Below are 21,490 nucleotides of genomic sequence, written 5' to 3' on the forward strand. Positions count from 1 at the left end.
AATCATTTATGCGCGCGGACTCCTCCGGAGGAACGACGCACGACCCTACGGGTCGTAAAGACGATAAAGCCCTACGGGCTTTCAATCCCATTCCTCCGGAATGGGATTGGGAATTCCTCCGGAATTCCCGCATCGGTGCGGGAATTGGTGCGGGCGTGCTCGGCGGCTGCGGGTGTCGGGGGTGACACGAGGCCAGAAGGTGGTAGGGGCCTGCCCGCACGGCTCCGCAGTGCGGGCAGGCCGAGCCCGGAAAACACCTGCGGCAGCACCCGACGCACCGTCACAGACAACTACGCACCAACAAGAGGGGGGTCGGTCGTCTCGGCCGGAGCGTGAGCCGCGTGCATCATTCTCGGCGGTAGCTAAGAACTGGACTCAGCACACACCACCCTGCATCACTGGCAGCCCGGGGTAGAGACCGTTAATCTGCCCCACCGCCACCACGGACTTCGGCGTCACGAACCGAGGCTCTCCAGCTCCCTCCGGCGACACCGAAAAAGGCGTGCCGATTGGTTCTTGAATTCACGTCAGCATTCACCGTAAGGTTAGATCAGTCAGGAAGGGCGGCAACCTTTCCTGACGGTCAGTCCACTCGTCCAAATCAGGAGAAAAATCATGCAGATCATTCCCGCGTACATGCACTACTCGGAATTCAACTCCGGCTGGGTCGTGGCTGAGGACGCGATGCGTCTGCTGCTCGCGGAGCTGGCTCCGGGGTCGCACACCATGACGGTGGTCGTGGACGGCGAGTCGCTGACCCTGACGGACCGTCTGACCCTCACGGCTCAGGTCGAGGTCCCCACGGACGGCGGCGGGCACGTCGTCGACGAGGAGGCGTGGGAGGCCGTGATCTGCCTGCTGGCGGTCGGGGTGGCTGACGCGGAGCGGGAAGGGCAGATCGTGGTGGTCTCACCGGCCAGCAGCCACGTCACGCGCTCCTGGGACCTCTGGGAGGGCGAGATCACGCCCCTGCCGGTCGCGGCCCTGAGCGCCTAGCCCACGGGCGGTGGTGCGGCCCTCTCGGGGCGCACCACCGCACAGTCCGCGACCGGTGCGCCGCCATCCCTGCCGCAGCACCCGCCAGGTGCTGGCGAGGATTCCGGAGGAATCGGTTTCTGAACCCCGTAGGGGGTCTATCGTCTGACGACCCGTAGGGTCGTGCGCCGTTCCTCCGGAGGAGGCCGCGCGCATAAATGTTTTAGGCTGGCGGGGAATTACTGCAATTGGAATGGGCGGCAACCCGAATTCCAATTTAATTCCCCACCAGCTGCGCCCACTCGTCCGAGCGGAGCGCCTCCATTCTACGCATGGATCGGGAGCGGAATTGATGGAGCCGACCGGCGAAAATGATGTCCGTCTGCGTCGCGTCGTCGGGGGGAGGGCGCTGGTTAGTCGTGCGTGGATTACCCGGTACACCGGGGCGGGTCGCTCGACCGTGGCCCGGTGGTACGCGCTGCGCCACGAGCAGCCGCAGGAGCGCCGTCACCCGGAGCGGGTGGTCACGATCGACCGGGTCGACTACTACGACCAAGCCGAGGTGGAGCGGTTCTGGGCCGCACACCAGGAAGCCGTGGGAACGGCCCTGCTGGGCGTCTCCGGGCGCAAGAGCGGCGTGGAGCATGGAGAGCCCCGGGGAGGCCGTCCGGTGTCCGCAGAGCGCGCTCAGGCCGTCCAGGTCGCCCTCGGGGAGCTGCGCCGGGCCGGTGAGCACCAGCGGGGCCTGGCCGGGCGGCTGGCCCGCACGCACGGCGGGAACGAACGCACCTGGGCACGGGCCGTCACCGACGCGAGGGCGATCCACGCATCCGAGCTCGGTGCGGACAGCGAAGCGCAGCGGCCGGCGTCGCAGCCGAAGTAGGACCACCAGCACCGCCGCCTGGTCCTCGGTCTCGTCGCCGGTCCGGAGCCTGCGACGGGCCGGGAGAACGGGCCAGCGCAGCGCCGCCCGGTTCCCCGAAACCACGCCCGCCACCAGCCCACACCACCCACCCCACACAGCAGGACAGGCCAGGTAGAAGAGGGGAAGTCTGAGCACTCACCACGCGAAAACTGGGGCCTGACCTGCGGTTGCGCGAAGCACGGCGGGCGGGCGGTGTCACACATAGCGTCACAGATCTTGTCGCACATACCGTGACAGATGTCGTCACCCATAGCGTCGCAGCTGTTGTGCACGCCGCGCCCAGGGGTCCGGCGGGGCGAGGAGCACCAGGCGGTGCCGCCCTTCGGCGAGCAGGCGCCCCGCGCTGCGCCGGCCTCCGGTCCGGAGCTCCGCGACGGGCCGGAGACAAGGGCGAGCGCAGCGCCGCCGGTTCCCCGCCGCCGACCAGTCCAGCCCCCACCCACCCACCTCCATATCCAGAGCGGGCAGGCCAGGAGCCAAGGGGAAGTCTGAGTACTCACCACACGAAATCCGGGGGTTGACCTGCGGTTGTGCGGGCGGTGGGCGTGATCGTGCGCGTGGGATGTTGGGGGGAATGCTGGAGGGGATGTTGGGGGGGATGTTGCGCCCCGCCTGGGGCCCCTGTCCGCTGCGGCGCCCACCGGGCCGCCGCAGTCCCCCGTGAGGCCAGCGCAGCGCCGCCCGTCTTCCCCGAGACCACGCCCGCCCACCAGCCACCACCACCCCGCCCCCACAGCAGGACAGGCCGGGTAGAAGAGGGGAAGTCTGAGCACTCACCACACGAAAACAGGGGGTTGACCTGCCGTTATGCGGAGGTCCGCTCCCGGGAGGCGTCGGTCATAGTGTCGGTCATGCTCTCGGTCATACCGTCGGTCATGGTGTCGGGATTGGTGTCGGGCCCATGCCGGCTGCGCAGCGGACCGTCCGGCGCTTCAGCGGCGGTGCTCGAGGACCAGCGCGGGGCCGCGGCCCGGCAGACTCTGCGGTTGTCGTGTGGCAGGGTGTCGGGGCCCGGAGCGGGTGGCTGGTCTCTGGCGCCGGCGACGGAACTCCCGCTCCGGGCATCTGGCGATCGCCGCCCCTGTCGACCACCTGCGCGTCACGCGCCAGATTCGACAAGGATCGTTTCCAGTGAGCGGGGTGCCGTGGTGAGTGGCCGCGCACGCGTCTGACCTGCGGTGGTGAGTTTCCGACCGGGAAACTCACTACGCCCCGGGGCCTACTCACCATGGCGGGGTCCACTCACCGCGAAACTCACCACGGCTCGGCCGAACTCACCGTGAAAACTCACCATCGCTGGTCAGGGGCGTGCCGGGTCAGTTGACGACCTGGACCTCGTGGACGGCGGCGGTGAACGCCGTCTGCCGGGTCTCGGTGAACTGGCCGCCGTCGCCCAGGGCGGGGGCGGTCCAGGTGACGGTCCAGGTCGCGGTCGCGGTGCCCTGGTACCGGCCGCCCGGCTCTTCGTAGGAGGGCCGCTCGTACAGGTGCCCGCAGTCCGGCGATGAGGTCACCTCCTGCGACTTCCGGTACGGAGTCCCGGGGCCGCGGCAGGTGACGGTGGTGCCGTCGCCCATCGCCCACCGCACGCTCGTGACCCTGGCGGTGGCGCTCACGGTGACGCCGCCGGCCGTGGCCGAGGCGGTCGCCGGCCCGAACGTCGACGTCGAGGGCGTCGCCCACATCCACATCGGCATCCCGACCACATACGTCCCGGCCGCGCGAGGGCTGGCGACCTTCGGGCCGTCCAGGCGCATCGAGGCCACCGCCCGCCGGGCCAGGACCTCCGGGTCGATGACCGGCGCGGCGGTCGGCGCCTGGCCGTCCGCGATCCACACGGTCCGCGCTCCCTGCTGTCCCGGACAGTTCACCCCGTAGACGGAGCCCTTCTCCGAGCGGTCGTGTCCCTTCCAGAACATGTTCTCGGCCGGAGGCTGCGGGTCGAGGCGGGTGTACGTGCACGAGGGCGTCGACGAGCCCGTGCCCGGCGAGCTGGCGGGGGTGGCAGCGGCGCCGGCCGAACCGTGCGCGGCGGCGCTGTCCGAGGCGCAGACCGTGATGGTCAGCGCCGTCCCCTCGCAGACCCCGCCGCTCTTGCCGCCGTCGGCGTGCGCGGCCGGGGCGAGGACGCCCGCCAGGACCACCGCGGCCGCCGCCGCTCGCCTCAGCACGTCTGCGATCCGTCCGGGGTGAACTCGGTGATGATCCAGCCGTCGTCCCACTTCTCCGCCGTGGCCGTGGCGAGGTATCGGCGCGGCTGGTCGCTCGGCATGGGCAGCACCTGGTCCTTCTTGGTGCTGTACGTCTGCCACTTCGAGATGTCCATGCAGTCCTGAACCGTGGCCGTGGGCGTCTGCGCCTCCATGTCCACGGAAGTCACGGTGGTGTCGTCGTGGGCCAGGTCGCCGCGCACCACGGTCCCGGCCTCCTTCATCCGCGCCAAGTCGTTGCGGAACTGGCCGAGCGCCTCCGCCGTGACGTACCGCTCCAGCTCGGTGCCCTCGGCATCGGCCTTCCGGTACGCCTTCATCTGCTCCACCCACATCGACGAGTACGACGCCAGCACCGCGGCATTCACCGCCTCATCCGGATCCGCCGACGCCGACGCGGAGGGCGTGGCCGAGGAGGCCGCAGACGGAGCCGTCTGCGGCCTCGCATCGTCGCTGCCGCCACCGCAACCGGTCAGGGCCAGAGAGAGCCCCACGGCGCCACACAGCGCCATTGCGCGTGTGCCGGGCCGTGTCTGTCGAGCCGTCACCATCAGATCCCCCACGGGTTCGCAATCAGAATCCGATCACCGTAGCCGCCCGGTCGCGGGCAGTTACATGAATTCAGCCGGGCAACGAGCAAACGAAGCCGGGGGGCGTGGCGCGTCATCAGGTGGTCAGGGCGACGACGGCAACCAGGCCCACGACGATCGCGACGAGGACGCCGGCACCCCCGATCGCGACACCCAGCGGCTTCTCCAGGCGGGGGTGGCGGTGGGTGACATAGGCCAGGCCGGCCAGGACGAGACCGGACACCAGGACCAGGAGCAGCACGACGAACAGGGCGAGAGCGAACACGATCAGGGCGGGCGTGGACACGGCGGGATCTCCATTTCGGTGGTGCGCTCCGGTTGAGCGCGGGGCCACAGTCCGCGAACCAGCCCGTCGAATCGAGCTCTCGCGAAAATCCGTTCCGAGCCGTCGCAGAGCGGTCTCTGACGGGGCGTGGCACGGATTCGCGAGCGCTTGACGAACGGGTGTCGCGGGGTGGTGGGCAGCACTGTCGAATGCCGAGGGGTTAGCTCCGCAAGCCCGGTGCGAGGGAATCCAGATTTCCGGTCCAGCGCCTCCCGTTCAAGGTTTCCAATAGGCAAGATTCATACCTATATAAAGCCTTGAATGGACGACGTGGCGGTGCTACTGGCTGCGCCCTCGAAGTCTTCGAGGGAGTGGAACGCCCGGTACATCGAGGGGCACTGTTACTTGTACTGGGGGCGGGTGGTTCTCTGCGGATCCCGGCGCACCCGGGCCGGCCGCCAGGAGAGCAGCGAGTCCGGCGAGCCGGGCGGTGATATGCCGGGGCACCGGTACGCAGTGCTCATGGGCGGACCGCTGAACGGGCAGCGCATCAACGTCACCGGCTGACCGAAGAGCAGCTGCTGGACGGCGCGGCGCTCATCGCACTGCTCGGCGCCTACGGACCGGGCGGACGGTCCCACTACGAAGGACGGCCCGGCGACCCGGACCGCCTCCACTGGGTCGGCGACACCCCCTGACGCACTGTTGCGCAAAGTTGGACCGCAGCGACCCTGGTCCTCCGTCACAAGGACTTCGCGCAGATCACTGCTTCCCAGCCTGCTTCCTTCGAGCCCGGTAGGCCGCTTGCTTGCAGGCATTCGAGCAGTAGCGCTTGGGGCGGCCGCCAGTGGTGAGGAAGAAGCTCTCGGGCAGAAATTTGAGCCCACAGGGGCAGGTGACAACTATCGACTGGGCCACCGCGTTGGCCCACCTGCGAAGCTCCCGTGACCGGGCGACGGAGTCGCCATCGAGCTCTACCCGGAGGTTCGCCGCCATGCTGGGATGCCGGAGCCGGCTCAACGCATTGACCAGCAAATGCTGAGCCTGGGTCTCTGTGACACCCATGCGTCGGGCGGTGTCCTGGAGTGACAGCCCCCAGACCACCATGTGGATCACGACGCCGACCTCGCGGCGGTTTCTGATGCTGTTCAGCACAAGACCGATGCTGCTGGTGCTGGCCCGCTCTGCCGTGGTGTCGCGATAGGGACGCTGCCGCTTCATCGGTTCGCCTCCCCAGGAATAACAGGCGGGTTGATCGCGGGAGCCGTCGCCAGTTGGCCAGCCACGATAGTGACCGGCGCAGCCAGTGTCTCGCCGGGACTCGACTCGGCAGTCGTACTGTCCCGCGTCTTTCCCCAGGGAAGGAAGCAGGCAAGGCTGGCGACGACCTCGCCCAGTCCGGTCAGGACCGCAGGAAGATCTTCCGGACGTGCCTTGTCGACCACGCGCCGCACAATTACAAACACCAGCGTCGCTAGGAGCGCAAGCGCCGCGATCACGACGCAAGCGCCGCTTACGAACCACCACGGGTCGAACACGAAGGACCTCCGGAAACGAAAAAAGGCCCCGGGGAACCGGGGCCTGCTCATGGATACGGGCACAAAAAAAGCCCCCGTCTCAGGTAAGGAAGACGAGAGCATCATGTCTGCGGACAGAATCGTGCCGCACTGGGGTCAGTGTCGCCTGCCAGGGCTTGCCCTGTCAAGCCCTCCAAATCCGCAGGTAGTTGGCCTGAGGACCTGAACACCATGTCCACGCGGTTTCGTAACGCGCCCGCTTCGCGGGTCCGAGTGCATCCAGCGCCCCGGGTCAGCGACACCCCCTGCCCGGCTGACAGTCACCACACCTCCCCATGACTATCGCGTGAAGGAGGTGTCGGCGTGCGAGACCGGCTTGCCCACGAGGTCTGACCTGGGGAAACGACACGGTCCCGGAATGGGGGGTTCACACCTGCGGCCCTACCTCCGGTGCACCCCTGAATCCCCCTGTGGAGACAACGATGGGAGCAACCGTGGGAACAACCCCCACCAGGCCCCCAGGACGCCTCGACACGAGCCCACCCCCGGGCTTGCCCAGGGGTGGGCAAGCCCGGCTTGCCCACCACACCCGGAGGCTTGCCCAGTGGTCCCCGAGGCTTGCCCACCGGCCCGTACGAAGGGGCATCCTGTGAGACGTGAGCAGGAAAGCCTCGCGGTGCCGTCAGTGCGGAGCGCCTCTTCCCGATGGGTCGAGGAAGAGCCGCCGGTACTGCTCCGCGACGTGCAGAACAAGGGCCTGGCGCACGATGAAGGCGCGCCGCGAGGCGATCGAGGCCGGCGGGGCGGCCCTCAAAGCAGTCCTCGAAGGACGCCGCCATCCCTGGCCCCAATTCACGTGCCCGGAGTGCGGCAGCACCTGGTACTCCGCGGACACCCCGTTCGGGAAGACGAAGCGATCCGACAGCCGGTACTGCTCACCACGCTGCCGAACCCGCGCATGGCGCCGACGATCGCGTTCAACAGGCGTCACCGAGTGACGCCTCCTCGTGACGCCAACTCGGCCCGAGACCACCGCCACCCCTGCCCGTTTTGACCGTCATGCGACCGTCACCCTGCCCGTTTTGCACCGTCACGACCGCCGCCACCCGACCGGCCCCATCCGCGGATTTTTTTCGCCCTCAGGCAGGCCCCAGGGCGGGAAAAGCTCTCCACCCGACTCGCCGGGCGGTCCGGCGGGCTGCGAGGGCCCGTCGCGGCGGGCGGAAGGCCGGCTGCTTCCCCGGGCGATAGCGCCGGATCGTCCGTCCAGACATCTGCCAGGGGCCTGTCCGGAGAGCTCATTCATCTGTCCGCCGGACAGAGCCCGGACAGACCCCCGGCAGACCGTCGGCGGATGTCTGGACAGACCCCCACCGGCCGCCACGACGACTGCCCGCGCGGCCGTGTACGGCGATCTCCCGGAACGAGCCGCCCCCGACCGGACAGGGGAGAGGCCGGGGACGGCTGACGTGCGCTCAGAAGCGCGTCAGGGGCGGCTTGCGCGTTGATGTCGCCTGCTGCATGACGGACCGCTAGACGGGCGGGCCGCTTCTACGGCGCGCGAGACGAAGCGAGCCAGTCATCCACCATTGCTCGTAGGCAGGGTTCGAATGCGTAGAAGGCCGTCGATGCCGCCGGTGGCGAAGAGTCTGCTGTCGGGTGAGAACGCTGACGCCGTTACATGGCCGCTGTGGCCGATCTGCGGGCTGGGCAGTTCAGTCCAGGTGGTTGTGTCCCAGAGGTTGAAGCTGAAGTCCGGTTCTTCCGGTTCACCCGATACCCGGTCGCCGCTGATGGCTACGAGGAGATGCCCGTCCTGAGAGAACGCCATCTCCGTGACGGTGTCTCCTGAGCACGGCAGAGGTTCGTGCATCATCTGGTGTGTGCGCAGGTCCCACAGTTGGATGTCGTCACTGCCGGTGGCGAGCACGTCGCCGCTTGGGGCGAGGGCCAAGGCGGTGACGTCTGACGCATGGCCTCGTAGGGGCGCGTCAATCTTCTTCTGCTCCCGTGCATCCCAGAGCTGGGCCAGGCCTCCAGCGTGGCCGGTGATCAGCAGGCCATCAGGGGAAAGGACTGGCGCGCTGGTGAGGCCGTTGGCGAAGTGCTTCTCAGCCTTGCGTGGCCGGCGAGGGTCGGTGAGTTCCCACCGGCGGATCGAGCGGCCTATGACGTAAAGGGACTGGCCATCGGGAGTGAAGAGGAGGCTGTCGACGAAGCCAGCGCTGTCGAGCGGTTCTGTGACGAGGGTTCGGCTGTCCACGTTCCAGAGCCGGGCGGTTCCGTCGTGGCTCCCCGTTGCCAAGAGCCGGCCGTCAGGTGAGAAGGCCACGCTTGACACGCGATCCGTGTGTCCAAAGAGTGCTGGGCCTGCCCTGCGCTGTTCGACGGTGTTCCACAGCTGCACGGTTTTCGCGCCGTGGCCGGTGGCGAGGAGATGGCCGTCGGGAGAGAAAGCCATGGCCCAGACCCCGCCCAGTTCGGTGGCAGTCGGCGGCAGCTGGACGTGCTCACCTCGTCGTAGAGCGGCCAGAACCACCTGCTCGGACAGGGCAGCATGACTGCTGATCGGGAGGGCGGCTGGGGCGCGGTTGCTCTGTGCGTGGCGCAGCAGGGACAACCGCTGCCAGCGGTCGCGCCACTCAGGTATTTCCGGATGCTGAAGTGAAGCGATCTTGTTGGCGTCGTAGGCCAACAAGACGCGGACCAGCGTGAGGTAGTAGTCGCGGCTGGGCAGGCTGTGGCCTCGCAATGCCGCACTGATGCCTGACGGGGAAAGGCGTTGGCCCTGCGGGGCCCGGGCCACAATCTGTTCGAGCGCCGGGTCGCCGTGCCGTGCCCTGAGCGTGCGCAGTTCTGCAGCCGCGAGTTGCAGTTCTCGTCCGAAGTCGCCTCCAGCTGTACGCATGTCGCCCCCGTTACTCGTGTACGGCAGCAGCTCTTCCGACCATCCGCCAAGGTTGGAGAGCAGCTTCTGCAGATTGTCGAAAAGTACTGCAGTGTGCTGGAACCAGCTGGAGAACGGTGCAACTGCACGCCTGGCCAGCGCTCTGTGCATCCCTTCGCGCTGTGCGGAAGAACAGCCCCGGTCGGGCTCGAATGGCCACCAAGGAGGTAACACTTGATGACCACCCGCTATATGGCCGGGGCACCGAACGCACCGATCACCCCTATCCTGAAGACGCCACCCTGGGCCAGGGCCGAGACGCCACGGGGACGCTCTCAGGCAGAGAGCAGCAGGACCGCCGACCGCGCGGCGCACACTCCCGCGGACGACACCACACAGGTGTCCGTCGTCTCTGCTCCTCCGTCTTCAGGAGACTCCCGATGAACCGGGAACCGCATACCCCCGCACCAGCTCGCCCTCCGTCGCCAAGCCTGCCCGACACCAGGCGGCCGTCCGAAATGCCGCCGCTCCTGTCAACGCGCGCCACCGTCGTATTCCTGGCAGCCGGCTTCATCGGCGTAATCATGGGAGGGCTCATGTTCCTCTCCGAGAAGTCCGCGCCCAGGGCCATCGTCGCGGGCATCGCAGCTGCGGGCGCAAGCATCCCAGTACTCCACAACCTGATTGGATAGCCGTCAGCGGGTGCTGCTGTCTCGCAAGGCCGAGCCAGCAGCACCGCGTCATGGCCGCAACGGACTGCGGCAGTCCTGGTCGGGTCGGTGGTGGGACACTGCGGCGCATGTCTGGTTTCGCGAGAGATCCGAAGTACTACGGCGACCGGCTGGTGTACGAGCCGCTGGAGCGGAAGTGGGCCGGGTATCACGCCCGGCACTGCGGGTGCGGCCTGGACTGGCTCGAAGCCCATGCCGTCCCGGCCGGCTTCACGGTGATCCCGCGGGGCAAGACCGGCTACTACGGAATCGTCGGACCCGGCCTGACCGAAGGCGTCGACGAGGAGAAGCTGACGGCGGACGCCCTGTGGGAAGCGGTGACCGGCAAGCCGGGCACCCAGACCTGGTACGAGAGCGTGCACATCACCTGCCGCAGCCCGGAGTCGGAGGCGGCGCTCAAGGAGCACTACAAGCAGATCTACGCCCCCGCGCAGGAGCGGCGGAAGCAGGCGAAGACCCAGTCGGCCACCGAAGCGCAGGTGAAGTACCTGACCACGCTCGCGGAGAAAGTCGGCAAGGAGCGGTTCGACGCCGAGTTCGCCAAGGTCGTCAAGGGCAGCGACATCGCGCTGAGGGCTCCCCGGCAGCGGTGCGCGACGGCCGCGAAGCGGCTGACCAAAGAGAGGGCCCGCAAGCTCATCACCGCCCTGGTCGGCCACCCGTAACGCTGGCCTGCAATGCCACGGCAGACAGCGGGCACGGCGCGGTGGCTGCTAGGCCGTGTATCGAAAGTGGATCTTGGCCTGTGAATGATCACAGTTCATGGGTCGGGGTGATCTCACGGACGAGCAGTGGGCGGTATTGGAGCCGTTGCTACCGAAGGGAATGAGGGCGGGGCGGCCGCCCGTCTGGTCCCGGCGGCAGTTGATCGACGGCATACGCTTCCGAGTTCGGACCGGTGTTCCGTGGCGGGACGTCCCCGTCGAGTACGGACCGTGGGGCCGGGTCTACGACCTCTTCCGCCGGTGGCAGCGGAACGGAACCTGGCAGCGGATCCTTACCCGGCTCCAGTCCCTGGCCGACGCGAAGGGTGCGATCACGTGGGACCTGAGCGTCGACTCCACGGTCTGCCGCGCCCACCAGCACGCGGCCGGAGCCCGAAGGAAGGGCGGTCTGCAGAAGGAACCACCGGGCGGTGTCTTCGCAGAGCCCGGAGACCACGGACTGGGACGCTCGCGCGGCGGGTTCACCACCAAGCTGCACCTGGCTGTCGAGCAGGGCCAAAAGCCCATGTCGATCGTGATCACAGCCGGGCAACGCGGAGACTCGCCGCAGTTCGAACCGGTACTGGAGAAAGTCCGCGTGCCCCGCATCGGGCCGGGCCGGCCACGTGTCCGTCCTCATCGGGTGCGTGCCGACAAGGCGTACGCCTCCCGCAAAAACCGCGCTTACCTGCGGCGCCGGGGAATCCGCTGCACCATCCCCGACAAGGCCGACCAGGCCCGCAACCGCCAGAAGCTCGGCTCCAGCGGCGGCCGACCACCTCGTTTCGACCCGGCCGACTACCGCAAGCGCCACGCGGTCGAGTGCGGGATCAACCGCCTCAAGAGGCACCGCGCTGTCGCCACGCGCTACGACAAGCAGGCGGTCCGCTACGAGGCGACCGTCCTGATCGCCGCCATCAACGAGTGGCTGTGATCGGCACCCGTCGCTAGAGCTCATAGTCCTGGGCCAGTTCTTCCCAGCGAATGCTGCGCAGCACAAGGTCGGCGTCCTTGCCCGACGGGACATCCAAGCCGGTCTGGAACCAGACCACGGTGAGAGCGGAACGGTGCAGCACCGGGTCGAGTTCGGGGGCGACCGTTGTCGAGCGGAAGGCGCCGATGCAAGCCACGGAAGGCAGCACCTCAACGGGGCCGAAGGCGCCGGCAGTCTGGTCCGGGTACTCGCGGGAGGGGGGAACCAGATGGACCGGCGTGGAGGGGAACGCACGTTCAGCCTGCCGCTGGAGACTGCTGACCTTCATGTCATTGATGGGCTTGCACGGGTAGCCCTCCAGCATCCCTCCGTAGGTCGAAGACATTCGCAGCTCGGTGAGCTCGATCGAACGTCCGGACGAGGTGGCTATGTGGCTCAGTGACATGCCGTCACCCTATGTGCAAGATTCACTTCCGATACACGACCTAGGGAGCAGCCACATGCCGGCAGCCGTAGGACAGCGCCGTCGCGAAGCGGTTCTGATCAGGGCTTTACCTGGGGCCGAGCCGTCGGGTGATACCTGGCGTCCACCCCGTTGAGTCCCTGTCGCGAAGCGCTCTTGCGCACATGAGGGTTGTGGGTCACCTTGAGCGGATAACGACGGTTCAGGGGCACGGTGTGGTGCCAGGGGTGGGGGTCGGCTCTTGTCGAACGGGCGTGTGCGGCTCAGTGGCGGGGCAGAGTGGCAGACCGATTTCCGGCGCCGCACAACGGGCCGTCCGATGCTGAGCGCGATGGATATCGCGATGATTCGTCGCTCGCTGAACGGCACGCTCACCGAATTGCAGCGTGCGATCGACCGCTTCGACGTGACCAAGGCAGCGGACTTGTTCGAGTGGGCCTGGCATCAGGCCTCGCAGGCCCCGCCGCGCGAAACCCGGGAGCAGCGGGCCCAACTGAAGGACCTCAAGGAAGTGCTGGGCTCTCGCCGGTGGCGGGAGGAGGAGCGGCGCCTGGCCGCACAGGAGCCGCTGCCGCTGCCGGACAAGGCCCCGCCGGCTCCGAGTCAGAGGTCCACGAAGCGGCCGGTCTCCACACAGGCCCCCGTCGTGCGGCCGAGGACGGTGTGGTCCTCCGACGCACCTCGCGTCCCCGCGCCGACTCCGGTGCAATCCACGGTGCCGACGACGCCGCCCCCCGTGCCGGTGACCCGCGCTGCTCTGCCCATGCCTGCGCAGGGACGTCCCGTTCCTCGGGACGGTCAGCCAGGGCATCTGGGAGCGGGACGGCTCGCGGAGCTCGCGACCGACCTGCGGCCATTGCTGGAACAGACCGCCCGGGCCGGTAGCACCACCACGTGGACGGTGATCCGCAAGCGCCTGCCCGCCCTTACGAGTCTGCACCGCAACGACGAGAGCGTCCTGCTGTGGCTCGTCGACGACGACCGCGACCAGAGCGAGCCGCTGCTGTCAGCTCTGGTAACGGTCGGCGACCGGCAGATGCACCCCCGGTTCCCCACCATCGCCGAACAACTCGGAGTCCCGGCCGGCCACTCTTCGACGCAGCAGCGCTCCACCTGGAACTACGAGGTGCTGAAAGCGCACCAGCACTGGCGTCACCGGCACTGATGCCAGGCGCGCTGAACAGGCTCGGCGCTGTCCGTCTACCCGGGTGGTCCCGCAGCGGGTGACGGCGATCGCAGTCCCAAAGCTGGGGGCCAACAGTTGCCCTGTGGCGCCGGCCCCATCTCGCATGCGCACTTTCGTGAGAATCAGCGACCTGCCGCGGTTGCGACGTCAGGCGCCCCGTCCTTGGCAGCTGCAATACCGGAGACGAAGCGCTTGTACATCTGTTCAGGCGGCCCAGCCGATGGAGGAGACGTTGCTGTACGCGTCGTACTCGGAGCCGATGTCTTCGATGATCTGATCCCAGATCGCGTCAAGCTCGGCCAGGTCCTCCTCGAGCCAGGCGTCGACGGCGCGGTCCCATACGCCGCGGACGTTGATGCTGCGGCTGGCCACATCACGCTGGTGCCTGCGCTCGACCCCGGACTGGTCGACCGGGTTGATCTCCACCCGGGTACCCCGGCCCTCGTTGTTCAGCCGGTGCTTGAGGTCGGTGGCAACGTTGCGACGCCGCAGATCCCAGTACGCGGCATCCAGGCGGGTCCGGTTCGCCTTGTTCGGGGTGCGCTCCTCGGCAAGCCAGGCCATCAGGGTGCGCGGGGAGACGTGGATGCCGGCCCGGTCCATGGCCTCGTATCCGGCGTCCGTCTTGGTGAGGTAGCGCAGACGGGCGGAAAGACCGCGGTCGCTGTCCACCGGTGAGGTGATGCCGGTGACCATGTTCTCGATCGCCGCGCCCAACGCGTCCGCGCCCGGAACGCCGTGGGCGTTGTACATGCCCAGGTCCATCCAGCGGCCGGCCATCAGCGGGCCACCGTCCCAACCGTGTACTCACCGGACGCCTTGCCGTCACCGTGCTTGATCTTCATCTGCGAGACGCCCCGGCCCTCGGGGAACACCTTGCGCCAGTCGCCCGTCAGGTGGAGTTCGTCGGTGCCCATCATCGCGACGACATCCAGACCGGCCTGGCTGGCCTTGTACGCCTTGCCCCACAGGTTCGCGTACGCCTGCGAGTGGATGATGTGCATCCAATCCGGGCGGACCATCTCCCTGTTGTGGATCGACTCCCCCATGGTGCTGATGAACTTGCTGTACATCGCCTTGACGTACTCCAGGGTCAGGGTGTCATTGTCCTCGATCGCCTCGTCGCGGGCGGCGGACAGCAGCTTGCGCAGCGCGTCCAGGAAGTTCTCCGTCGCGCCGGACGTCCACGACTCGTGGATGACCGGAGCGTCCGTGAGGCCGTACTTCGGACCGGAAAGGCGCTGCAACAGGCGCAGCGTGCTGTTCGTGACCCACAGGGCGCCGGGCTCGTCGCGGTCGCCGATCGGGTCCGGCAGGTGCGGGTGCGTCCACTCGGCGGGGGTGATCAGGTGGACCCCGGAACGCTTCGGCTCGACACCATCACTGCCGGTGCTGTGCTCCAGCTTCCCGATCGGCAGCCAGCACTTGAGCGCGGACAAGTAGGCCGCGTTCACGTCCAGCGCGGTCACCCGAATATCGCCCGGGGCGCGCAGGGAGTAGCCGGGGTGGTGGAACTTGGGGCGGGCCTCCCAGATCTGATCAGGGTCCTTCTTGGACGGCTTCTTCAGGATGTCCGGGAGGGCCGGGTAGGCGGTGTAGTCGTAGCGGGCGGTGGCCCGGGTCTCGTTGAACAGGTGCATCACATCGGGAATCGCCCTTTTGATGAGCGCCTTCAGTGCCGCTTCCTCGTCCCCGCCGGCGCGCTCGGCTTCCTCCTGGACAGCGCGGCTGATGAGGAGGGTGGTGTCGGCCTGGGCGCGGGCGGCGCTGCGGGCGCGGCGCTCCGGCCGGTTAGGCAGGGGCGCCGGGGTCGGTGAGGCGGGGGCGGGCGCCGCCGCAGAGCTGGCGACGGCGGGGGCGGTCTGCGGGGCGGCGGGGCCGGCGGGCTGACACAAGCCGCCGGAGTGCAGCGGGCGGCCGTCCGTCGACTGGTAGGTCGTCTCGACACCGCACCGGATGCAGGGGCCGGGGTCACCCTCGATAGCCCGCCCATCCGGGCCGCGCAGCGTCTCCGGGGCCGCGAACGCGGGCGGCACCGGATCCGCGGTGGATTCAGGGGCGGCTCCGGGGGTGGCTGCGGCTGCGGAGGTGGCCGGGTAGATCTCGGCCAGGCCCTTCAGCAGCTTCAGGTACGGCAGGCGTCCGGGCGGGGTCGGATCCGAGTGACCGGTCTCCCAGTTGGCAACCGTGGTGCGCCCGACACCGACGGCTGCGGCGACCTGGGCGCGAGACAGGTTTGCGGCCTCGCGCAGACGCTGACGCTCAGCGGGAGACGGGATCGAGGCGTTCAGGCGTGCTTCCTCAAGCAGCGCTTCCACGCTGTTCTCTTGGCTCATACCGCGACCCTAGCGCGCTTGAACGACTTCCGGCGTCAGATTGGACGTTTAGTAAACAAGTTTTGTGCGAGTGCGCTACGGTCGTCGTCAGCACAACGGAACGGCGCTGCGGGAAGCAATGGCGTCCCGTGCTTCGGATGTCGATCTCGGGAGTGATGGGTATGCAGGGCGTTATCTCGCTTCGGCCGCATCAGGTCGAGGCCGTGGACTCGATCATCGAGGGCCTGTCGCTCCCCACGGGCGGCTCCGTGCCGGCGCCGGGTCAGCGCGGACAGGTCCACATGTCCACCGGCTCCGGCAAGACGATCACTGCGGCCGTGGCCGCCCTGCGCATGGTCCCCCGGGGCGTGGTCGGCGTCCTGGTCCCGACCCTCGATCTCCTGACCCAGACCGTGGAAGCCTGGCGGGCGGTCGGGCATAAGGCCCCGGCGGTTGCGGTGTGCAGCCTCGGCGCCGATCCACTGCTGGACGCCCTCGATGTGCGGTGCACGACCAACCCCACCCAACTCGCCCTCTGGACCGCGCAGCACGGGCCCATGCTCGTGTTCGCGACGTACGCCAGCCTGTCCCCACAGGGCCTCATCGACGACCAGGACGACGAGGAAAACGGCGCGGCACCCGGCGCCCTGGAGAGGGCCCTGCGCGGCTCGTACGGGCAGCGGATGCGGCCCTTCGACCTCCTGGTGGTCGACGAGGCGCACCGCACCTCGGGTGATCTTGGGAAGGCGTGGGGGGCCGTGCATGACCAGGCGCGGATCCCTGCGGAGCGGCGCCTGTACATGACGGCCACCCCCCGCTTGTGGGAGGCCGCGCCCGGGAGTGCCGGCGCGGACGAGACGGGCGGGCGCCTGGTGGCGTCGATGGACGACGTCGGTCTGTACGGGCCGGTGCTGTTCGAGTTCGGGCTGATGGAAAGTGTCGAGCGCGGCGTCCTCGCCCGCTTCGAGATCGACGTCCTGGAGATCCGCGACCCGCAGGCACCCGGACCGGACGCCGCCCCGGAGGAGCGGCGCGGCCGGCGGCTCGCCGCACTCCAGGAAGCGCTGCTCAAGCACGCCGACACCACCGGGGTGCGGTCGTTCATGACGTTCCACGCCCGGACCCTGGACGCCATGGCCTTTGCCCGTGCGCTGCCGGAGACGGCGGCGGAGCTCCACGCCACGGACCCGGTCGCCTATCCGGGGCGGGTTGGTGCGGAGTGGCTGTGCGGCGAGCACCCAGCCGCGCACCGCCGGGTCGTGCTGGACCGGTTCGCGGACGGCATCGACGTGGACGGCTGGGTCACCGAGCTCGGTGTCCTCTCCAGCTGCCGCGTCCTCGGTGAAGGCGTCGACATCCGAGGCAAGCGCGGCGTCGGCGCCGTCGTCTTCGCCGACACCCGCAGCTCGCCCGTAGAGATCGTGCAGATCATCGGGCGGGGCCTGCGCCAGGACCCCGGCGAGGGCAAGATCAGCCGCATCATCGTGCCCGTCTTCCTGGAGCCCGGCGAGGACCCCAACGACATGATGGCGTCCTCCAGCTATCGCAGCCTTGTCGCTGTCCTCCAAGGACTCCGGGCGCATGACGAGAGGGTCATCGAGCGCATGGCGCTGGGCACCACGACCGCCCGGGGACAGGCCACGGATGTCGTCTCGCTTGATCCGGGCCGCAAGAGCGTCGACGCGGACCACAACGACGTCCAGGAGGACGACGCCGACCACGACATCGAGGCGACAGCCGGCACCGAGAGCGCCACGGACGAGGAGGTGGCAGAGGCAGCCGCCCAGGACGGTACGGACGACGACGCGGCCGAGGAGGAACACCCCGGTAGCGGCGTGCCGTTGCTGCGGTTCTCCCTCCCTCGCGATCCGGGAGCGGTCGCGCTGTTCCTGCGCACCCGGGTCCTGCACCCCGACTCCGAGATCTGGCTCACCGGCTACAACGCTCTGCGGACCTGGGTGCGCGAGCACCACGACGCCCAGGTGCCGCTGGACGCGTCCGTAGAGCTGGGCGAAGACGGCATCCCGTATGTGCTGGGCGCATGGGTCAGCGAGCAGCGCAGGGCGTTCCGGCTCGGCACGCTCAAAGCGTGGCGGGCCGAGCTGCTGAATGAGCTGGGCATGGTGTGGTCGGTCGCGGACGCCGGATTCTGGCGCAACCTCACCGCGGCTCGCGCCTTCCACGAGGTGCACGGCAGCCTCGCCGCTCCGAAGGACGCCGTGGTCGAGGGGGTGGCGGTCGGTCAGTGGCTGGCCAATCTCAGGAAGGCCGGCGGGCTGGGCAAGGACGAGGAGCGGGCCGCCGAGCGGCGGGCGGCGCTGGAGAGTATTGACCCGGACTGGAATCCCGAGTGGTCCACCGAGTGGCAGCGTAACTACGCCACCGCCCGCGCCCTCCTGGCCGAGGAACGGGGGCTGACCGAGGTGCTGCCGGGTGTCGTCGTCCACGGGTGCGACGTCGGCGCGTGGATCAACCGGCAGCGCGAACACACCGCGTGGGAGAACCTGCTCCCCGAGCAGCGCCAGCGGCTGGAAGTTCTGGGACTGACGCCGCTGCCCGCAGCTCCGGCAGTCAAGGGGAAGGCGACGGGTACTGGGGCGTTCGAGCGAGGTGTCCTCGCGCTGGAGCAGTACCGGGCCCGGACCGGGAGCGTGACCGTGCCCCGAGCCCACATCGAAACCGTGGTCGTCGACGGCGAGGAACACCCGGTCAAGCTGGGGGTGTTTCTGACAAATTCCAAGACCAGGCGGGCCAAGCTCGCCGCCGACAAACTGGCCGTGCTCGCCGCCCTCGGACTGGAATGGGCGGCCTGACCAGTCAGTTCCGCGCCCGCCCCGGAGACGTACTCGGGGCGGGCACGGCGTCGGTGCTGCTGTCTGTGGCGGCCTGAGCGGCGCGGCCGAGGAAGCGGGCATATCCGCGATCGGCACGCGCCACGAGCGCCGCAGACGGCAGACCGAAAGCGGGACTACGTCCGGGCCGGCCCGGCTCACGGCCGGCGGTCGCAGGTTCGCCCATCGTTACTTCCTCCGCTCGTGTGTCCGCCGGCTCGTCCCTTGTGCGGGGGCGGGGCGGCCCCGGCCGTACTACGTCCCGTCACGGGGACCGGGGCCTGTCCCGCACACTCCATACCGGCACGGGCCGCGAGCAAGCCTAATCCGGCACAGTCACGCAAGTTGCCGAAGCGGGCCTGGCAGAAGTTGTCCGCTGGGGCAGGCGCGAAGGGCCACCGCCTCTACGACCGGGCCGTCATCGACATTGCCGACCCCGGCCCTGGGCACCGTCAACTGCTGATCCGCCGCAACCGCACCACCGGCGAACTCGCCTACTACCGCTGCTATTCGCCCCAGACCGTGCCGCTGACCACCCTCCGATCGGGTTCGCATTGACCCGTCACGCAGAAGAAGTTCCGCCTTCTTGGCGTAGCTGAGTGGCCACCTGTTCCAGGATGGCGGCCAGCGCGGTTCGGTTTTCTGCGGTCAGTTCGCCCTGCATGTCGGCCACTACATCGTCTACCCCTCGGCTGATCTGGAAGTACCGAAGGATGAAGGCGCTGCGTTGGGTGGAGTTGAGTCGTGCGAAGACGGTATCCATGACGGCTGCTCCGTCGGCCCATGGCATCCGCCCGGCGTCGACATCCTGCTGCGCGGGTGTCGAGGATGGGGGGATGCTGGAGGAGGCGGGCGCTGATGTCGGTACTGCCGCGTTTGCTGGCTTGGCTGCGGATTCGGCTGGGGTGCTTACGGCGTAAGCACCCTGCTTGCGGATTGTCTTCTTCAGCTCGCGCTTCGCGAGGGCTGCTTCCGCGGCGCCACCCTGTTGTTGTTCGGGGAGCTGGCCGACTGTACGGGCTACCTCTACCGGCAGCTTCTTGTCTTCGACGGCTTGCTGCAGGTCGGGTGTGAGCTTTAGCAGTGCCAGACGCTGTGTGACCCAGCCGCTGGATTTGCCGAGTGACCGCGCGACGGCGCGCTGAGATCCGTGAACCTCGACGAGGCGTTGCAAGGCCTTGGCTTCATCTAGCGGATCAAGGTCTTCGTGTTGGACAGCCGCGGTAAGGGCTGTCTCAAGCAGGGTGTCGGCGTCGTCTGCGAGGGAGTCGTCGATGTGGACGGGGACATCGTCTATTCCGGCGACCTTCGCACCCGCGAGGCGCCGGTTTCCGTCCACGACGACGTACTGGGCTGTTCCGAGGGCTTCGTCCTGGCCGGGGTGGGCGGCGAGGAAGGCGCTGCGGGTGACGACGGTGAGGGGTTGGATGATGCCGCGTCCGGTCAGGCTGTCGGCCATCTCTTCGATGGCTTTGAGCTCTTCGCGGGGGTTGTAGGGGTTGCGGGCGATGGCACGGATCGGCAGTCGGGGGGATGCCGTCGGAGCTTCGGTTCCCGTGTCGCCGGGGGCGGGAGGGGCGTCCTGTCCCGCGAAGCGTGCGAATGATGCTGCGCGGCTGCTGATGGGCTGTGCCACGGCTTCGAAGGTGGCGCTGCCACCGAGGGAGTCGGCTTTGCTCATGTCTTCTTCAGTCCCTTGGCGATCTGGCGCATGGCGTGCGACTGCTCAGAGTTGGGTGCGTAGGACAGGAGCGCCTTCTGCAGGCGCACTGCCTCGCGCTGCTCCTTGAGGTCCGGCACGACGGCGAGGACGGGCGGGGTGCCGAGCTGCATCCATTTGTCCCGGGACGAGGTGGCGATGTAGCCGCGGCGAGAGTCGAACTTGTTGACCACCAGGCCGAGCTGGTCGATCTGAATGTCGTAGTCCCGCGCTAGGGAGTCGACCTGGTTGATGAGCATGCCGTAGGCCTGGGCCGAGGTGTCCTCAGCCTCTACAGGGATAATCAGGCCCGAGGCTCCGGGCCTTTCGTCGTCGCGCTGGCGCCCGTAGTAGAGGCCGGCGTCCATGGAGAGGCCCAGGCTCGGGGGCGAGTCGATGACGATGACGTCGAAGTGCTCTTCGACGGGGGCGAGCGCTCGCTCGAGTGCGGCGTGCCTGGGGCCCCGGAAGATGGTCAGGCCGGAGTCGAGCAGGAAGGCGTCGAACGCGGCCGGGAGAATGTGGAGTCGGTCGCCGAAGCGCTCACCGTCTATGGGGATGGTGAGGTCGAGCAGGGAGTGCTGCACCTGGTCTCGGTGGAGCATGTGGGTGACGAGGCTTTCCTCACCGGCGGGGATGGCTTTGAGTCCGAGCTGGTGAGAGAGGTGACCTTGGGGGTCGTAGTCGATTAGGAGAACACGCTGCCCGCCCGCCTGGGCCAGCGTATGCGCGTCTTCCTTCGACAGGCCTGCGGCCAGGGACGCCTTCAAAATGTGCTCGGGCCCTTCGGCCAGAGCTTGGGCCAAGCCGGCCGCGACGGAGGTCTTGCCGACGCCGCCCTTCTGGTTGCAGACGACGAGGCGTCGGACTGACTGGGCTGCATCTGCCGGGTTCTGTGCCAGCCAAAGGGCAACAGACTGCGCCAACCCTTGGATATACGACACTTCGCGTACGCGGCAGTCCGCCTTGAAGTCGTCGTAGAGGCCCTCGGGCAGGTACGTGCCGAAGGACTCTGCGCCTGCGGTGTCGACTGCGGGAAGCTGGTCGGGATGCTCTCGCCAGGCTTGGATGCCGGCGGCAACAGCGTCTTGGACGTCTGTGCTGAGCTGCGCAGCACGGACTTTGAGTGCCTGTCGGAGTGTGGCGGGCAGCTTCGAGACCAGCTTCTCCCGCTCACCCCCGGGGTACGGAGATGCCATGACGGCAGCTTACTGTCATGGCATCCGATTCCTGCGCACCCTTGCGCACGTTTCATTCC

The 21,490-nt window shown here is 68.3% G+C and carries 18 protein-coding genes and 1 pseudogene; 8 read left to right on the forward strand and 11 right to left on the reverse strand.

Annotation, left to right across the window (positions count from 1 at the left end; all coding sequences use genetic code 11):
* The first annotated feature begins 615 nt into the window (after nt 1-615).
* Entirely contained in the window at nt 616-996 is a 381-nt protein-coding gene (locus ACIBCU_RS37460; protein WP_399237043.1) for a hypothetical protein, read from the forward strand.
* 439 nt (nt 997-1,435) lie between these two features.
* Nucleotides 1,436-1,858, forward strand: coding sequence for a hypothetical protein (locus ACIBCU_RS37465; protein WP_399237045.1), 423 nt, complete (start codon nt 1,436-1,438; stop codon nt 1,856-1,858).
* 1,358 nt (nt 1,859-3,216) lie between these two features.
* On the opposite strand, the gene ACIBCU_RS37470 is transcribed toward ACIBCU_RS37465, so the two are convergent.
* From ACIBCU_RS37470 to ACIBCU_RS37480, 3 genes are all read right to left on the reverse strand, one after another.
* A complete protein-coding gene (locus tag ACIBCU_RS37470) occupies nt 3,217-4,071 on the reverse strand; it encodes an ATP/GTP-binding protein (protein WP_399237047.1) in 855 nt (284 codons plus the stop codon).
* The gene (locus ACIBCU_RS37475) at nt 4,065-4,478 is read right to left on the reverse strand and encodes a hypothetical protein (protein WP_399237049.1); all 414 of its coding nucleotides are present in this window, start codon (nt 4,476-4,478) and stop codon (nt 4,065-4,067) included. Before ACIBCU_RS37475 ends, ACIBCU_RS37470 begins: the two co-directional genes overlap by 7 nt.
* Nucleotides 4,479-4,776: 298 nt before the next feature.
* The gene (locus ACIBCU_RS37480; protein WP_399237050.1) at nt 4,777-4,986 is read right to left on the reverse strand and encodes a hypothetical protein; all 210 of its coding nucleotides are present in this window, start codon (nt 4,984-4,986) and stop codon (nt 4,777-4,779) included.
* A 300-nt stretch (nt 4,987-5,286) separates the two neighbouring features.
* Between ACIBCU_RS37480 and ACIBCU_RS37485 the strand changes: the two genes are divergently transcribed.
* A complete protein-coding gene (locus tag ACIBCU_RS37485) occupies nt 5,287-5,532 on the forward strand; it encodes a hypothetical protein (RefSeq protein ID WP_399237052.1) in 246 nt (81 codons plus the stop codon).
* A gap of 195 nt (nt 5,533-5,727) precedes the next feature.
* On the opposite strand, the gene ACIBCU_RS37490 is transcribed toward ACIBCU_RS37485, so the two are convergent.
* The 3 genes from ACIBCU_RS37490 to ACIBCU_RS37500 all read right to left on the reverse strand — a co-directional run bounded on the left by ACIBCU_RS37490 (nt 5,728) and on the right by ACIBCU_RS37500 (nt 9,540).
* Entirely contained in the window at nt 5,728-6,186 is a 459-nt protein-coding gene (locus ACIBCU_RS37490) for a hypothetical protein (protein ID WP_399237054.1), read from the reverse strand.
* The gene (locus ACIBCU_RS37495; protein ID WP_399237056.1) at nt 6,183-6,503 is read right to left on the reverse strand and encodes a hypothetical protein; all 321 of its coding nucleotides are present in this window, start codon (nt 6,501-6,503) and stop codon (nt 6,183-6,185) included. The genes ACIBCU_RS37490 and ACIBCU_RS37495 overlap by 4 nt, the downstream gene beginning before the upstream one ends.
* Nucleotides 6,504-8,061: 1,558 nt before the next feature.
* The gene (locus ACIBCU_RS37500; protein WP_399237058.1) at nt 8,062-9,540 is read right to left on the reverse strand and encodes a WD40 repeat domain-containing protein; all 1,479 of its coding nucleotides are present in this window, start codon (nt 9,538-9,540) and stop codon (nt 8,062-8,064) included.
* 628 nt (nt 9,541-10,168) lie between these two features.
* On the opposite strand from ACIBCU_RS37500, the gene ACIBCU_RS37505 reads away from it, so the two are divergent.
* Together ACIBCU_RS37505 and ACIBCU_RS37510 are read left to right on the forward strand one after the other, a co-directional pair.
* The gene (locus tag ACIBCU_RS37505) at nt 10,169-10,765 is read left to right on the forward strand and encodes a hypothetical protein (protein WP_399237060.1); all 597 of its coding nucleotides are present in this window, start codon (nt 10,169-10,171) and stop codon (nt 10,763-10,765) included.
* 97 nt (nt 10,766-10,862) lie between these two features.
* A complete protein-coding gene (locus ACIBCU_RS37510) occupies nt 10,863-11,738 on the forward strand; it encodes an IS5 family transposase (RefSeq protein ID WP_399237061.1) in 876 nt (291 codons plus the stop codon).
* 13 nt (nt 11,739-11,751) lie between these two features.
* On the opposite strand, the gene ACIBCU_RS37515 is transcribed toward ACIBCU_RS37510, so the two are convergent.
* Nucleotides 11,752-12,183, reverse strand: coding sequence for a hypothetical protein (locus tag ACIBCU_RS37515; protein WP_362939323.1), 432 nt, complete (start codon nt 12,181-12,183; stop codon nt 11,752-11,754).
* 337 nt (nt 12,184-12,520) lie between these two features.
* Between ACIBCU_RS37515 and ACIBCU_RS37520 the strand changes: the two genes are divergently transcribed.
* Nucleotides 12,521-13,366, forward strand: coding sequence for a hypothetical protein (locus ACIBCU_RS37520; protein WP_399237064.1), 846 nt, complete (start codon nt 12,521-12,523; stop codon nt 13,364-13,366).
* Between the two features lie 225 nt (nt 13,367-13,591).
* On the opposite strand, the gene ACIBCU_RS37525 is transcribed toward ACIBCU_RS37520, so the two are convergent.
* Both ACIBCU_RS37525 and ACIBCU_RS37530 read right to left on the reverse strand, forming a co-directional pair.
* A complete protein-coding gene (locus ACIBCU_RS37525) occupies nt 13,592-14,167 on the reverse strand; it encodes a transcriptional regulator (protein ID WP_399237066.1) in 576 nt (191 codons plus the stop codon).
* Nucleotides 14,167-15,723: a helix-turn-helix domain-containing protein gene (locus ACIBCU_RS37530; RefSeq protein ID WP_399237068.1), complete on the reverse strand. Its 1,557-nt coding sequence runs from the start codon at nt 15,721-15,723 to the stop codon at nt 14,167-14,169. Before ACIBCU_RS37530 ends, ACIBCU_RS37525 begins: the two co-directional genes overlap by 1 nt.
* A 161-nt stretch (nt 15,724-15,884) precedes the next feature.
* Here ACIBCU_RS37530 and ACIBCU_RS37535 point away from each other — a divergent pair, with 161 nt between their 5' ends.
* Together ACIBCU_RS37535 and ACIBCU_RS37540 are read left to right on the forward strand one after the other, a co-directional pair.
* The gene (locus ACIBCU_RS37535; RefSeq protein ID WP_399237070.1) at nt 15,885-18,515 is read left to right on the forward strand and encodes a Helicase associated domain protein; all 2,631 of its coding nucleotides are present in this window, start codon (nt 15,885-15,887) and stop codon (nt 18,513-18,515) included.
* Between the two features lie 288 nt (nt 18,516-18,803).
* Nucleotides 18,804-19,073, forward strand: a pseudogene (locus ACIBCU_RS37540) (IS701 family transposase); the annotation flags it as partial.
* Nucleotides 19,074-19,095: 22 nt separating this feature from the next.
* On the opposite strand, the gene ACIBCU_RS37545 reads toward ACIBCU_RS37540, so the two are convergent.
* Both ACIBCU_RS37545 and ACIBCU_RS37550 read right to left on the reverse strand, forming a co-directional pair.
* Nucleotides 19,096-20,214 (reverse strand): ParB/RepB/Spo0J family partition protein, encoded by a 1,119-nt coding sequence (locus ACIBCU_RS37545; RefSeq protein ID WP_399237072.1) that lies wholly within the window; start codon nt 20,212-20,214, stop codon nt 19,096-19,098.
* Nucleotides 20,211-21,431 (reverse strand): ParA family protein, encoded by a 1,221-nt coding sequence (locus tag ACIBCU_RS37550; RefSeq protein ID WP_399237074.1) that lies wholly within the window; start codon nt 21,429-21,431, stop codon nt 20,211-20,213. Before ACIBCU_RS37550 ends, ACIBCU_RS37545 begins: the two co-directional genes overlap by 4 nt.
* Nucleotides 21,432-21,490 lie beyond the last annotated feature (59 nt).

The sequence above is a fragment of the Streptomyces sp. NPDC051064 genome, from assembly GCF_044455985.1.
Lineage (GTDB): Bacteria > Actinomycetota > Actinomycetes > Streptomycetales > Streptomycetaceae > Streptomyces.